The sequence below is a fragment of the Flectobacillus sp. genome (assembly GCF_049240685.1).
Taxonomy (GTDB): Bacteria; Bacteroidota; Bacteroidia; order Cytophagales; family Spirosomataceae; genus Flectobacillus.
In genome coordinates this window covers 5,145-20,604 of sequence record NZ_JBMLSD010000464.1, presented here as the reverse complement: position 1 = coordinate 20,604, position 15,460 = coordinate 5,145, and the positions used below count along the sequence as shown (strand labels likewise).

The following is a 15,460-nucleotide window of genomic DNA, read 5'->3' as shown; positions in this document are numbered from 1 at the left end:
GTTCTTTCCTGATACGCACAGAATCCTGCGGCTTTTTTTAGAATTTCTTTATTCATAGAAATGTAGGTAAGTGGATAGCGATTTAGGCGTTGGACAGTCAGCTATCCCTCAGTAACAGGTATGCCTTTTCGTTTGTAACCTTTCAATTTTAACACAAAATCCCTCAATCCATGACAGATTGAGGGATTTTAGATTGCTTTGGCTTGTACAGCAACCTAATTAATAGTTGACTGCTCAAAGCCTAAAGCCAATAATTAAGACCCGCATGCTTCACAACCGTCTGGGTCGTCAAGAGAGCATTGCATCGCAGACCAGTTTTGTTCTGTTACGTTGTTCAGTCCTGGAACATTGAACGTGCTGGCACTAGCTTTCGCATTGGCAGCATAGGCCTCATAATTAAGGTCATGTTCGTGTACAACGTTTGCGTGCTCAATGGCTACATCGGCTTGCTTCTCAACTGTAAATTTGATAGCATCAGCTGCGGCCTTAGTACGAAGGTAATACATACCTGTTTTAAGACCTTTCTCCCATGCATAGAAGTGCATAGAAGTCAGCTTACCGAAGTTCGGGTCTTGAATGTGAATATTCAATGACTGAGACTGGCAGATATAAGCACCACGGTCAGCAGCCATTTCGATAATTGCTTTTTGTTTGATTTCCCAAACTGTCTTGTAAAGCTCTTTTAAGTCTTGTGGGATTTCTGGAATACCTTGAACCGAACCGTTTGCCGAAATCAATTTATTCTTCATAGAATCACTCCACAAACCTAATTTCACTAAGTCTTTCAACAAGTGCTTGTTTACCACTGCAAATTCACCCGACAATACGCGGCGAGCATAGATATTTGAAGTATATGGTTCAAAACATTCGTTGTTACCCAAAATTTGAGAAGTAGAAGCCGTAGGCATTGGTGCTACCAACAGTGAGTTACGCACACCGTGCTCTACTACTTTTTTACGAAGCGATTCCCAGTCCCAACGATTTGATTCTGGTGTTACATCCCACATATCAAATTGGAAGATACCTTGCGAGATAGGAGAGCCTTCCCATGTTTCGTAAGGGCCTTCTTTGATGGCAAGTTCCATCGAAGCTTCCATTGAAGCATAATAAATCGTTTCGAAAATATCTTTATTCAATCGACGAGCCTCATCAGATTCGAATGGCATACGCAACAAGATAAAGGCATCTGCCAAACCTTGTACACCCAGACCAATAGGACGGTGGCGCATGTTGGAGCGACGAGCCTCTTCCACTGGGTAATAGTTGCGGTCGATAATTTTGTTTAGGTTTTTGGTAGCTACCTTAGTTACCTCATACAAACGTTGGTGATCAAATTCAGAGAAACCTCTTTCATTTTGTTTGATGAATTTTGGTAGTGCCAAAGATGCCAAATTACATACCGCTACTTCGTCTTTTGAAGTATATTCAATAATCTCAGTACACAGGTTTGAAGACTTGATAGTACCTAAGTTCTTTTGGTTAGACTTGCGGTTTGCGTGGTCTTTGAATAGCATAAACGGAGTACCTGTCTCTGTTTGAGCCTCCAAGATTTCGAACCATAAATCCTGAGCTTTTACTACACGTCGAGCTTTTCCAGCTTTTTCATAACCCGTATAAAGTTCTTCAAATTTATCACCGTAAGAATCGTCCAAACCTGGGCATTCGTGAGGGCAGAACAATGACCAAACATCGTTGTCTTTCACACGCTTCATAAACAAATCGGGCACCCAAAGGGCATAGAATAAGTCACGAGCACGAACTTCTTCTTTACCGTGGTTTTTACGAAGTTGTAAGAAATCAAATACATCGGCATGCCAAGGTTCCAAGTAAATAGCGAAAGAACCTTTACGTTTTCCACCACCTTGGTCAACATAGCGAGCGGTATCATTAAATACACGAAGCATTGGGATAATACCGTTTGAGGTACCATTAGTGCCTTTAATGTATGAACCCATTGCACGAACATTATGGATACTCAAACCGATACCTCCAGCCGATTGAGAAATTTTAGCACATTGCTTCAATGTGTCATAAATACCCTCGATAGAGTCTTCTTGCATAGTCAACAAGAAACACGATGACATTTGCGGTTTTGGAGTTCCTGCGTTGAAAAGAGTAGGAGTTGCGTGCGTAAACCAACGCTCCGATAGGAGATTGTAAGTTTCAAGCACTGCCTCGATATCATCGAAGTGAATACCCACCGCCACACGCATGAGCATGTGTTGTGGTCTTTCGGCAATTTTGCCATCTAATTTTAGCAAATATGATTTTTCGAGTGTCTTAAAACCAAAATAATCATAGCCAAAGTCGCGGTCGTAGATGATAGCAGCGTCTAATTCACCTGCATGCTTTTTAATAACATCATATACCTCTTTCGACAAAAGAGCTGCATTTTCACCAGTCTTGGGATCGACATAGTTATACAACTTTTTCATCGTTGCAGAAAAAGACTTTTGGGTATTTTTGTGCAAGTTAGAAATAGCGATTCTTGCTGCCAATACCGCATAGTCTGGGTGCTTGGTTGTCATCGAAGCCGCCGTTTCAGCAGCTAGGTTATCTAGTTCAGTTGTTGTTACGCCGTCGTACAAGCCAGTAATCACTTTTTTGGCTACTTCCAACGGTTGCACAAAGTAAGGGTCGAGGCTGTAGCAAAGTTTTTCGATTCGAGCGGTAATCTTATCAAACTTTACAGACTCGCGTCTGCCATCTCTTTTAATAACGTACATATTAACTATTGATTTTAGGGGTTAAAGCATTAGCCACTAATTTTCTTCCAAAGGATTTTTTGTGATTCAAAATCAAGCAAGATTTATACCTAAATGATTTTAAATCGAAATATCTTAATCAACGATGAACATTTAGAATTTAGCGTAGCTGTCCACCCAAGCTACTGATTTATTAGCTTTATGTATAACGAAGCTTGCTATTCAACAAGCAGATTATTAATGTATTAGCAGTAAAATGGCCTAGATGCTCTACTTGCCAAATTAAAAAATTTGAGGTAGGCGTGTTTTCATGAGATTATTCATTTGTGTACTAATCAAGCCTGATGCATCTTAAAACTTGTTAGTCAAAATGATTTAATGGTAAACAAATGTTTAGCTCAAATTGAGCGGAGATGTTTGATTTTCTGTGAGGCTCTCTCTTCTTCAAAGTTAGTAATTTTATCTACCCAACGCAATGAAAAAAATTAGTTCTCTTAAAGCCATCTCTAGCGATTATTTATAATGTACAACTCAAACTTTAGATAATCAGTTCACTAGACAAAGTGCAACTTGGAATATTACTACAATATTTTTTTTAAAAAAAAATCTTTAGCGAGTAAACGGCTGTCTATTAATATTTTCATGAAAAAAAGTTTTTGAAAGCACTAAAAAAAATGTAAATTTGCGTCCCGTTTCGAGACTCTTGTTTGTGAAACGTTATCGCCTTATCCTCAGATAATTGGCCTTCTGATAACGTTCAACTCCCAGCCACGACTTGTCGAAACGCTTCAATTTAACCGAGACGGCAGGGAATCGTCTCAAAACTTAAAATCAAAAATGAAAAAAGACATTCATCCTAATTACAGACCAGTTGTTTTCCATGACTTGTCTGCTGACTTTAAATTTTTGACTCAGTCTTGCGTTAACACTACTGAAACAACAGAATTTGAAGGCGAAACGTACCCAGTATTCAAACTAGAGGTTTCTTCTTTATCTCACCCTTTCTATACTGGTAAAAACGTATTGCTTGATACTGCTGGACGTGTTGATAAATTCTACAAACGTTTCGGTCAGAAGAAATAATTTCACAACAAAGTCTCTTTGGCTTGTATGTTGTACCAAAAAGCCTCTTAGTTTCGTGCTAAGAGGCTTTTGTTTTTAAAAATCGACTTAAAGATATTTACAACAAGTAATATATTGCGTATTTTTGAGGCAAAATCAAACACTATAAAAAAAGTACTGAATTTTTAAGAAACTTGGAAAAGTACTATGAATAAGATTAGGCTTTGTAAGAAGACGTTATTCGTAAATAGTATGTTGGTTATTCGAAGGTATTCATAATCGAAAGGTCAAAGCCACATTGCAAATTGGTAATACTATAAAGTTAATCTTTTCTATTAGGTATTCGGCTTTAGGCTGTAAGCATTAGGCAAAAACATTATCTGTATTAACTAAAAAAACTATTTACACTCTTTGCCTTGTGCCTGCTGCCTAATCCCTAAAATGCAAAACTTAAATAGAATTTTGCCCACTTACTTAATACATCGTTATTGTCGATAGCTCATTAATTTAATTGGAAAATTTAGTATTCTCTCCAAGAATCTCTTAGGTTTGCTAGAGCACAGCAAAATTTCGGTGCAACACACTCATTCCATTCAAATTTATATATACAGATGAATTATATCATATTTGATGACTCCTCAATTAGAGCGATTTTGCTTCCTCTTACCTTTGTGCGACCCGTTAGCGAAATCCGTTTTGGGATAGATACCATTACTGAAAAGTGGCAAAGCTATCTCGATAACACGGTTTCTTTTGCCACACAAGATTATCTACAAGAGAAGTATCCGCTCAAACTTCAATCGGATAATATCTTTATCAACGGCGCTGTTTGTCCTAATGCTGCCTTGTTGGATGCTATTCAAGGGTTAAGCTCAGGACAACTTTTAAGTTTTGAAGGTATTACTTTGGCCTATCGTTCGGATGTTTTGACTATCTCTCCCGACGACTTTGAAGTAATAGAATGGGAAGGAAATGTTACCATTATTCGTCAACTAACTGATATATTCTTATTGAATGGTGAGCAAATCAAAGCAGATTTTGCCCGAATAACTCAGGGACGAACTTCTCAGCCTATCAATGACCGTTTTACCGCAGTATATAACGAATCGCAGATTTTTGTAGAAGAAGGTGTCAATATTAAGGCCGCTACGCTCAATGCTGAAAAAGGCCCTATTTACCTCGGTAAAGACGTTGTAATTATGGAAGGTGCCAAAATCCAAGGTCCATTTGCTATTTTGGAAGGCTCGGTAGTCAACCTTGATGGAAAAATGAGACCCAACACCACCATTGGGCCAGGTTGTAAAGTAGGCGGAGAAGTAAGTAATGTGGTGATATTTGGAAATTCCAACAAGGGGCATGAGGGTTTTATGGGTAATTCTGTAATTGCAGAATGGTGTAATTGGGGCGCCGATACCAATAATTCTAATCTGAAAAATGATTATTCAAAAGTAGAATTGTGGAGCTATGTGACTAATCGCTTTGAAAACTCAGGATTACAGTTTGTAGGCCTGATTATGGGCGACCATTCAAAGTGCGGTATCAACACAATGTTTAATACAGGTACGGTGGTTGGTATAAATTGTAATATCTTTGGAGCGGATTTTCAACCCAAACATGTTCCATCGTTTTCTTGGGGGGGAAGTGCAGGCTTCAAAACGTATCATTTACGTAAGGCTAACCAAGTAGCTCGTGCCGTATTGGAACGCCGTGGTCGTATTTTTGAAGGTATAGAAGAAAATATTCTAAAGGCCGTTTTTGACCTTACTGAAGGTCATAGAAATGGATAAAATAAATTGTTTGTATAAGAAAATAGGTTGTGGCTGTTGAAAGATAAGCGCAAAGTCTTTGTAATTATGTTGTTTAAAGAAATCCCTGGTTTACCTTCTATCAAAAAGACCCTTATTCATTCAGTGCAAAGCAACCACGTTGCGCATGCGCAATTGTTTCATGGGCCTTTGGGTTCGGGTAATTTGGCCTTGGCTTGGGCGTATGCAACTTATATCAATTGTGAAGATAAGCAGCCAGATGATGCTTGTGGTCGTTGTGCATCATGTGCCAAAATGCGTAAGCTAGTTCACCCAGACTTTTATCATATTTTTCCGACTGCAACTACCAAAAAGGTAAAAGAAGCCGAATCTGATGCTTATTTGCCTCTTTGGCGCGAATTTACGGCAGAACAGCCCTACGGGGCATTGCCTAATTGGCTTGAGCACATAGGTGTCGAAGGAAACAAACAGGGAAATATATCGGCCGAAGAAGCCAGAAAAATTATTCAAAAGCTATCCTTAAAGGCTTTTGAGGCAGAATATAAAATCTTACTGATTTGGCAGCCCGAAATGCTCAACCAAAGCTCTGCGAATGCTTTGCTAAAAATTCTCGAAGAACCGCCAGCCAAAACACTCTTCTTGCTCGTATGTAATGACGCCAACAAACTATTGACTACCATCTTGTCGAGGACTCAGCGTGTAAGTGTACCACAATTTTCGGATGAAGATATTACTTCTTATCTCATCGAGAAAGCGCATATCGAAGCTACACGAGCCAAACAAATTGCGTATTTGTCGGAGGGAAATTTGAATAAGGCCTTGGCACTCAGTAAAAATCAAGGACAAGGAAAGCACCAATGGTTTGCCAATTGGATGCGTATGGCTTACAAACCAGACGTGGCAGCCTTGGTTAAATTAGCAGACGAATTTGATGCGTTTTCGAAAGAAGACCAAAAGGGAATGATGGAATATGGGCTAAATATCTTCAGAGATTTATTGATGTGGAAAAGCGGGGCAGAAAGCTTGGTGCGCCTCGAAGGCGAAGAACTAACCTTCGTACAAAACTTTTCAAAAGCTGTGAATTTAAGAGCTTTGGAATTGATTAGTGAAGAATTTTCTCAAACGCATTACTACCTCGAAAGAAATGCCCGTGCCAAAATACTTCATCTGGATTTATCCTTACAGATTGCCAAATTATTCAAACAGAAATAAAGAAATTCTGGTGAATGATATTATTCTTCATCATTCACAACATACTAATTATATATCAGCATGCAAACAATTAAACTAGGAACGAGAGGGTCGAAATTAGCTTTGTGGCAGGCCTATTTTGTCAAAGAAACATTAGAGGCAGGTGGTTTGCCAGTCGAAATTGTGATTATAGAAACAAAAGGCGACCAGATTTTGGACCGTTCCCTATCAAAAATTGGCTCAAAAGGTGTTTTCACTGAAGAGTTAGAAGAAAAACTTCTTTCTGGTGAAATACATATCGCACAGCACTCAGCCAAAGATTTACAATCTGATTTAGGTGAAAATTTTGAGATTATCGCATTTACTGAACGTGAAAAGGTAAATGATGTATTGATTAGTTTTGATAAAAGCTTGACCTTAGAAAGCGGACAGCCCTTTGTGGTAGGTACCTCTTCCACACGCCGTGTAGCAATGCTCAAGCATTTTTACCCCCATATTACTACGGTTGATATGCGTGGTAATTTGCAAACTCGTATGGGCAAACTCGAAAGTGGTGTCTGCGATGCCTTATTATTGGCATTTGCGGGTGTGCATCGTATGGGATACGAAGAACATATTGCTCAATTGATTACCACAGATACTTTTACACCGGCCGTAGGACAAGGTTCGGTTGCGATTGAATGTGCAGTAAATTTAGATGCTGACATCAAAGAAAAAATCAGAACTTTATTGAACCACCCGAATACCGAAAAACAATTATTGGCCGAACGTGCCTTCTTGAAGCGTTTGCAAGGTGGTTGTAGCATTCCAGTGTTTGGATTGGCTCAATATGATGCCGAAACAGATACTATTTCTATGACAGGAGGTATTATTAGTTTAGATGGAAAAGAAATTATCAAGGAGGTTCTTTCAGGCACCAATCCAGAAGAAGTGGGTTTTGCCTTGGCTGAGAAAATTTTAAATTTGGGCGGTGGACGTATTTTACAAGAGATAAAAGCAAACTTATAGAGAGTTTGTCCGCAGAGTTTTAATTTACATTTTCTTCTATTTCATCGTCAACAACTAAAACTATTTATGAAACTCAATCGATTCGTATTGTTAAGTATATTATGTTTTGGGATTAGTCAGGCTACTTCTGCGCAGCTATTCAAAAAACGTAGAGACTATTTATTAACAATTAGTACTCCTTGGGGCGATATGCACGGGATTCTGTACAATTCAACACCTTTGCACAAAAAGAATTTTTTGAAGTTAGTCAACAAAAAATTTTATGATGGATTACTTTTCCACCGAGTTATCAACACTTTTATGATTCAAGGTGGAGACCCCCAGTCTAAAGAAGCAGCTCAGGGCAAGATGTTGGGCGAAGGTGACGTAGGGTATCGAGTTCCAGCCGAAATTTTACCCAATATTTTTCATAAAAAAGGAGTTATTGCCGCCGCAAGAGATAATAATCCTGAAAAGGCCTCATCTGGATGCCAATTCTATATAGTACAAGGGAAAGTTTGGGATGATAAAACATTGGCCGAACAAATGAAAAGAAGCCCTTTACGTACTTATACCAATGAACAACAGACTACCTACAAAACGGTAGGAGGGACGCCACATTTGGATGGAAACTATACAGTATTTGGACAAGTGCTAGATAACCTTTGGGTAATCGACTCGGTGGCTACTCAAAAAAGAGATAGCAACAATCGCCCTTTGAGGGACATTGTCATGAAAATTTCTTGTAAAAAAATAAAGAAGAAAAAAATTACAGCTCAATACGGTTATACCGATTGGCTGTAATGGAAAGTTTTTTAGATGAGTGATTATTTTTTATGAATCTAGCTACTGAAAATAATCACTCATACACTCAATCATTAAATATTGAGTTAGTACGCAAAATAAAATTTAATTTTGGAGCTTTCGGCATACGGCAAAAATATATCTATTGTTACTAAAAAAAACATTTAACACTCTTTGCCTTGTGCCTAAACGCATAAATTAAATTTAATCCTACACCATACTTAACGATGTCCAAATATAGCAGAGCCTACTCGTACAAGGGTTGAGCCTTCTTCGGCAGCAATCAAAAAATCGCCTGACATTCCCATCGAAATCTCTTTCCAAGAGGTATTTGGGAGTGGATAATTGACCGAGATATTATCAAAAAACACTTTCAAGCTTTTAAATTCATTTCTAATTTGCTCCTGATTGTCGGTATTGCTTGCCATACCCATCACACCAACTAAACGTATATTATGCAAATCGGCTAATTCTGGTAATTGAAGTAAAGCCAGCGCCTCTTCTTCGGAAAGTCCAAATTTGGTATCTTCTTGGGCGATATAGATTTGGAGTAGGCAGTCGATAACTCGTTCAGCTTTAATGGCTTGCTTATTGATTTCTTGTAAAAGTTTGAAAGAGTCTACCGAATGAATCAGACTTACAAAAGGAGCTATATATTTTACTTTATTAGATTGCAAATGCCCTATCAAATGCCATTCGATATCTTTGGGAAGTACCTCCCATTTGGAGACCATTTCTTGGACTTTGTTTTCTCCAAATACTTTACAACCAGCTTGATAAGCTTGTTCGAGGTCACTAACTGGTTTGGTCTTTGTCACTGCAATCAATTGCGCTTGAGTGCCCTGAAGGAGTGTATTGATCGTAGCTATATTTTGAGCAATAGTCATCTTGAAAAGGATTGTTTTGTAATAGGATACAAAGATAAGGCACATAAATCGTAAAATAGGATTACTTTTTGGTATTACCTTCCAAGTTCTTTTAGTTTTTGCAGTAATATCTTAGCTTTGTAAAATTAAAGATGCTCATATAACGTTTTTTTTATACTTTTAAGAGCTTTTGTACTGGCTCATTAAAGACTATCAAACTCATAAATATTAAAAACAATGGAGTATAATCCAAATCGACAAAGTGAACAAAAACTAAAAGTAGCCGTTGCCGTACTCGCCATACTTACTGTTGCTTTAGGGTATTTGTATATGCGTGAGAGGCAACATAACAAAGATATTGAAGATTTGAAATTAGAGCATGCAGAGGAGTTGTTAACAGCCAACACAAAGCTTGACTCGATTGCGAATCAGCTCAATATGAAAATTGCGGAGATACAACGTTTAGGAGGAGATGTAAAAGAATTGGAGCGCGCCAAAAAACAATTAGAAGAAGACAAGCTTGCTCTTCAGAAATTGGATAAAGGCTTTTCGATGAAGCAATACGAAGTAAAGATTAAAAAGTACGAGGCTCTGTTGGGCCAAAAAGAGCAAGAAATTACTCGTTTGCGTAGAGAAAATGGTATCCTAGTGGCTCAGAACGACTCTTTGAGTCGCGAGGCTGAGCTCTTGAGAGAGGGTATTAATTCTGCTCAAAAAGCACTCTTTGATTCTGCTAATAATTTTACGGCACGCCAGCGAGAGATGGAAGCTCGTAATAAAGAATTGTCCGATAAAGTGACTCAAGCAGCCGCTCTTAGAGCCGAAAATATCAATGTTTATGCCATTTCGAGTAAAGGTAAAGAAAGCGATGGCGGGGTTTATAAGTCAAAGAAGGTAGATAAAATTAGAATTACCTTCTATTTGCAAGAAAACCCTTTGACCAATAAAGAAGCCAAAATAATTTACCTTCGAATTATTGACCCAACTGGTATTACAGTGGCTGATATGGCTACGGGCTCAGGTAATTTTAGTTATCATGGGCGTGAGTTGACCTACACAGCCAAACAGCGTGTAATTTATGACGATTCGCATCAGTCGGTGGAGTTTGTATACAGTCGAGGACAGGCCTATAAGGAGGGAAAGCATACCATTGAATTGTACTCTGAGGGATTCAAAATAGGAGAAGGAGTTTTTGAAGTGAAGTAAGATTTCGTTGAGATTAATATAATAAGCGGTAGAAGATAGGTTTTAGAAGGTAAATTGCCTGATATCTATTTTCTACCGCTTATTGTTTTAGATTATATTAGCTTGATTATCAAAACTTTCTTATGAAAGTTTTGATAATTGTTTCAAAATAATTACCTTTGCAGTCCTTTTAAAAAACAGTTTATCAAATATATCATTTTTATGGAATTACGTAATTATGAAACGGTGTTCATCTTAACTCCCGTTTTGTCAGAACAGCAGACAAAGGACGCCGTTGAAAAATTCAAAAAAGTTTTGACCGATAACGGTGCTGAAATCGTTAACGAAGAAGCATGGGGAATTCGTAAGCTGGCGTACCCTATTCAGAACAAAAACACTGGATTTTACCAAATTTTTGAATTCACTGCAGCGCCAACAATCGTTGCTAAATTGGAACTCGAATACAAGCGTGATGAGAAAGTAATTCGTTACTTGACAACAGTACTTGACAAACATGCGATTGAATACAACGAGCGCAAGAGAAAAGGTTTAGTAGGTAAAAAACAAGAAGCGAAAGCTGAATAAGCTGTTGAATTGAAATGTTTTAACATTTCTAAAAAACGCGATTCACAACTTAAACTTAAGAAATCATGACTTTAGTAAACGAACCAGTTGACAAAAGCGTAGTACGCAAAAAATATTGCCGTTTCAAAAAATCAGGCATCAAATATATCGACTACAAAAATCCAGACTTCTTATTGAAGTTGGTTAACGAACAAGGAAAAATTCTTCCTCGTCGTATTACAGGTACTTCTTTGAAATACCAAAGAAAAGTAGCTCAAGCTGTTAAACGTGCTCGTCACTTGGCTTTAATGCCATTCGTAGCAGACGGTTTGAAATAGAAATTGTCGCGTTGTCGATACGCAAAAAATTAGAGTTAGAAGTTTAGGATTGCCCTTGCAATCATTGACTAAAAATCTTTTACAAAAATGGAAATCATCTTAAAGACTGACATCGCAGGTCTTGGCTATAAAAACGACGTTGTTACGGTAAAGCCTGGTTATGGCCGTAACTATCTCATTCCGCAAGGTTTCGCAGTAATGGCTACGCCATCAAACAAGAAAATCCTTGCTGAGAACATTAAGCAAATCGCTCACAAACTTGAGAAAATCAAGTTGGATGCTCAGACTTTGTCTGACTCTATCGGAGACTTAACCCTTGATATCGCTGCTAAGGTTGGTGAAAGTGGTAAAATCTTCGGTCGTGTGACTAGCCTTCAAATTTCTGAAGCTTTGAAAGAAAAAGGCTTCGAAGTTGACCGCAAGAAAATTTCTTTGGATACAGAAGTTAAGTTTGTTGGCGAATACGTTGCAACTCTTGACCTTCACAAAGATGTTAAGCATAAAGTGAAATTTACAGTAGTTGCTGACTAATTTATTTCGATGCAAACTACTTGAATTTTGTAGAAAAATAAGAAAAGCATCCCAATACTGGGATGCTTTTCTTATTTTTGTTGGATTATTCTAAAACACTGGTTTGTTGTACATTGTCTATTCATTCTCAAAATGAAAATCAAATTTATAGGTTCATCAAGCAACTAAATCAACTTAAATGCCGTCTAAGTAAAGTGGGTTGGCAAATTATCTGTTTTCTTGATGAGTTTTGAAAAATACTAACAAACGTTCGACTCAAACCCTCCATTATTTAATCTAAAGTGGATATGCTTAAAAAGTTACCTTTACTTCTATGTATGTGGTTTATTAGCCATTGTGTAGTAAGTCAAATTACCATTACCTCTCCCGTATTTCGTCAAGTATTTCAAAGAGATTTGTCAAATAAGGCAGTAGTGACGATTGTGGGAAGTTATTCTCAGCCTGTAGATGAACTTCAAGTGAAATTTACCCCTGTAAAAACAGGGCAAGGTACCCTTCTTGATTGGACTGCATTTAAGACGAATCCAAGAGGAGGTCTATTCAAAGGTTCAGTAACGGTTACAGGAGGCTGGTATACCATGGAAGTAAGAGGCTTACTTCGTGGTGCTGTAGTGGGTAATGTTAGCCGTATCGAACGCGTTGGTGTAGGTGAGGTGTTTGTGATTGCTGGGCAATCAAATGCTGGAGGTAGTGGGCTTCGCTCTTCAAATGAGACGGCTGCATCAGACGACCGTGTAAACTGTGCTAACTTTATTAATGACCCAGGTTTTGGAACTAGTAATTCATATATCAGAAACTTTGACCCCAAAAATAAAAGCTATGTAGCTACCTCTACTGATGCTTTTTCTATTATTGAGTTTTCTCAACTTGCCAAAGACGTTACCATTGGCCCACTTGGTATTGGCCCTTATTATTGGGGAAAGGTAGGCGATGCGCTGGCTAGCAAATTGAATGTGCCTATTATGTTTTTTAATGTGGCATGGGGAGGTGCCTCTGTAAGGGTATGGAGAGAAAGTGCCGAAAATCCAACTATTGGAACGCCAAGCGATTTTCAGTTTGGGGATGGTACCGTCAATCGTTATCTCCCTGGTTATCCTTATGCAAACCTTAAGGCTGTTCTTGGATATTATGGTATCAATATGGGAATTCGTGCTATTCTTTGGATGGAAGGTGAAACCCAAAATTTGTTGAACTTGGCTACAGAACAACAAAATGCTTCTTTACCTGCCTCTCAGCAAAAACCTCTTCCTGTGACTGAAGCCAATTATTTGGACAATTTGAAGAGATTAATTACCAAAACTAGACAGGATTTGGGTAATGACAATCTTACTTGGGTAGTCGCTCGAGCATCGTATTCTGGCGTATTGAACTGCGGAACACCAGGTGCTATACCTCCTAAGCCTTCTCCTGTAATTGTGCGTGCTCAAAACTTGGCAATAGCCGACCAGTCTTTTGCCCCTATTTATCCTGGCCCTTTTACTGATAATATTCAGGTAGATAAAATTGGAGATAGAGATCAATGTGTTCACTTTACTGGAACAGGATTGGATGATGCTGCAAATGCTTGGATTAACTCTTTGACGAGCCCTGTGAGTAGCACAGATCCTAGAAGCTTTTTCGACTTGAATACGCCAATCATGGCCGATACAATCCCAGGCGTAAACCTTTCTTGTATCTCAAATCAAAGATTGAGTTTGAGTCTACCAGCTGGATATTCCGCTTATCAATGGGTGAATAGCAGTTATGAAGTGATTGGTACGACAAAGGACGTAACTGTAGGAACTGGAACGTATTTTGCCAAAATAACCAAACCAAATGGTAATATCATTCAAATCCCCTCATTTAATGTGACGGCGAATACGCCTCCAGCAGCACCAACTGTGACTGCCAATGCAAATTTGAATTATTGTGAAGGAACAACGGTTGGGCTTACCGCTTCGGATGGTGCTCTGTATGAGTGGTTAGATAATTCAGGTTCTGTGATTGCTAGAACAAAAACCTTGAATATTGGCGTAAATGGTACATACTTCGCTCGAATAGTAGATCAAAATGCTTGTTTGTCGCCACTTTCAACAGGGGTAACTTTAGTATCTAAGCCAAGACCCGTCCAGCCTACAATCGCTTTGAAAAGCTCTACGGAGTTTTGTGATGGACAAAGTGCCAAGTTAAGCTCATCGAGCGTTGGTGCAGTAGGATATTTGTGGAGTAATGGACAGGCTACGCAAGATGTTGATATAAAAGTGGCAGGAAGCTTTACAGTACGCACTATTGGCGCAAATGGATGTTTTTCGGCACCATCAGTTGCTGTACCAACATTGGTCAATCCTTTACCTACAAGTCCTGTAATTAGGGCTACCTCGGATACCGTATTTTGTGAAGGCTCAAAAACACGAATTACACTGAGTCCTGCTAATTCGAATTATGTGGCTTTCAACTGGGACAGAAATACTGTTTTGAGTGGCGAAAATGCCTCAGCCATTGATGTCTCTACAACTGCCTTAGTGAGAGGTTATGTGGTAGATGCTAAAGGCTGTTATTCAAAGCCTTCCAATTCGATTTGGGCGGTCAGAAAACCTAAGCCTGTTGCACCTACCATCTTTAGAGTAGGACCATATTTGTTAGCTGCTCGCTCAAGCCAGCCAGTAGATGAATACACGTGGTCGTTGAGTGGTCAGGTGTTAGCAACTAAGGATACGTTAATCAGAGCAAATACGGAAGGTGTTTATACTTTACAATCAAGAAGAAAGTATACGGTACTTTCTTCTTCAACTCCCTTGGTATGTGCCTCACCAGAAACTTCTGTTGTGACTTATTTCGATACAAAATCTAATGCTACTTTAGAAGCTACCGAGTTTAAATTCCCTGAGGACAAAGGAGTTAGTGTTTATCCCAATCCAACAAATGGTGTGTTTACCGTAGATAGTAAATACAATTTGGAAGATGCAGTGATAAAAATTTTTAATATGGAAGGGGTTGAACTCTATTCATCAGATAGAATACCAAACTTTAATGGGCCTTTTACATTAGATGCTAATAACTTGGTGAGTAATTCTAATCGACTTTACCTAGCTATGGGAACATATCTATTGAGAATTGAGGCTAAAAATTTCCGATCAACAAAACAACTGATTATTACTCGATAGACAAAGTAATCGTTTAGAATAACATTACAATATTGGCTTTAGGCTGTAGGCCGTAGGCAAGCACAGGTTTTTATGATTTCATAATAAACGGCTGTTTTCTTTGGCTTTCGGCTTTCAGCTTTTGGCATTCGGCAAGCAAGGGTTTTTATGATTTCATAATAAACGGCTGTTTTGTTCAGCTTTCGGCTTTTGGCTTTCAGCTTTTGGCATTAGGCAAAAATATATCTATGGAAATAAAAAGGAATTTAACACTCTTTGCCTAGTGCCTGTTGCCTAGTGCCTGTAATCTTGTACCTGTAATCTAGTGCCTAAAAAAAA

General features: G+C 38.5%; 12 protein-coding genes. 10 read left to right on the top strand and 2 right to left on the bottom strand.

Going from position 1 to position 15,460, the window contains the following annotated elements; genetic code table 11:
- Window positions 1-254: 254 nt before the first annotated feature.
- A complete protein-coding gene (locus ACOVQ4_RS21485; RefSeq protein WP_421822649.1) occupies window positions 255-2,726 on the bottom strand; it encodes a ribonucleoside-diphosphate reductase subunit alpha in 2,472 nt (823 codons plus the stop codon).
- Window positions 2,727-3,542: 816 nt separating this feature from the next.
- On the opposite strand from ACOVQ4_RS21485, the gene ACOVQ4_RS21480 reads away from it, so the two are divergent.
- The 5 genes from ACOVQ4_RS21480 (at window position 3,543) to ACOVQ4_RS21460 (ending at window position 8,515) form a co-directional block, all read left to right on the top strand.
- Window positions 3,543-3,788, top strand: coding sequence for a type B 50S ribosomal protein L31 (locus ACOVQ4_RS21480; protein WP_095160592.1), 246 nt, complete (start codon window positions 3,543-3,545; stop codon window positions 3,786-3,788).
- 590 nt (window positions 3,789-4,378) lie between these two features.
- A complete protein-coding gene (locus ACOVQ4_RS21475; protein ID WP_421822648.1) occupies window positions 4,379-5,554 on the top strand; it encodes a GlmU family protein in 1,176 nt (391 codons plus the stop codon).
- Window positions 5,555-5,620: 66 nt separating this feature from the next.
- A complete protein-coding gene (locus ACOVQ4_RS21470; protein ID WP_421822647.1) occupies window positions 5,621-6,745 on the top strand; it encodes an ATP-binding protein in 1,125 nt (374 codons plus the stop codon).
- A 60-nt stretch (window positions 6,746-6,805) separates the two neighbouring features.
- A complete protein-coding gene (gene hemC / locus ACOVQ4_RS21465; RefSeq protein ID WP_421822646.1) occupies window positions 6,806-7,732 on the top strand; it encodes a hydroxymethylbilane synthase in 927 nt (308 codons plus the stop codon).
- 66 nt (window positions 7,733-7,798) lie between these two features.
- Entirely contained in the window at window positions 7,799-8,515 is a 717-nt protein-coding gene (locus ACOVQ4_RS21460) for a peptidylprolyl isomerase (protein WP_421822645.1), read from the top strand.
- A gap of 221 nt (window positions 8,516-8,736) precedes the next feature.
- Here ACOVQ4_RS21460 and ACOVQ4_RS21455 read toward each other — a convergent pair whose 3' ends face one another.
- Window positions 8,737-9,402, bottom strand: a complete 666-nt coding sequence (locus tag ACOVQ4_RS21455; protein WP_421822644.1) for a YggS family pyridoxal phosphate-dependent enzyme — start codon at window positions 9,400-9,402, stop codon at window positions 8,737-8,739.
- A gap of 216 nt (window positions 9,403-9,618) precedes the next feature.
- On the opposite strand from ACOVQ4_RS21455, the gene ACOVQ4_RS21450 reads away from it, so the two are divergent.
- From ACOVQ4_RS21450 to ACOVQ4_RS21430, 5 genes are all read left to right on the top strand, one after another.
- The gene (locus tag ACOVQ4_RS21450) at window positions 9,619-10,587 is read left to right on the top strand and encodes a hypothetical protein (protein WP_421822643.1); all 969 of its coding nucleotides are present in this window, start codon (window positions 9,619-9,621) and stop codon (window positions 10,585-10,587) included.
- Window positions 10,588-10,788: 201 nt separating this feature from the next.
- Window positions 10,789-11,151, top strand: coding sequence for a 30S ribosomal protein S6 (gene rpsF, locus ACOVQ4_RS21445; protein ID WP_421822642.1), 363 nt, complete (start codon window positions 10,789-10,791; stop codon window positions 11,149-11,151).
- A 65-nt stretch (window positions 11,152-11,216) separates the two neighbouring features.
- A complete protein-coding gene (gene rpsR, locus ACOVQ4_RS21440) occupies window positions 11,217-11,468 on the top strand; it encodes a 30S ribosomal protein S18 (protein WP_095160599.1) in 252 nt (83 codons plus the stop codon).
- A gap of 87 nt (window positions 11,469-11,555) precedes the next feature.
- On the top strand, window positions 11,556-11,999 hold the full coding sequence (gene rplI, locus ACOVQ4_RS21435; RefSeq protein ID WP_421822641.1) for a 50S ribosomal protein L9: 444 nt from the start codon (window positions 11,556-11,558) through the stop codon (window positions 11,997-11,999).
- Between the two features lie 287 nt (window positions 12,000-12,286).
- Window positions 12,287-15,142: a T9SS type A sorting domain-containing protein gene (locus tag ACOVQ4_RS21430; protein ID WP_421822640.1), complete on the top strand. Its 2,856-nt coding sequence runs from the start codon at window positions 12,287-12,289 to the stop codon at window positions 15,140-15,142.
- Window positions 15,143-15,460: the final 318 nt, after the last annotated feature.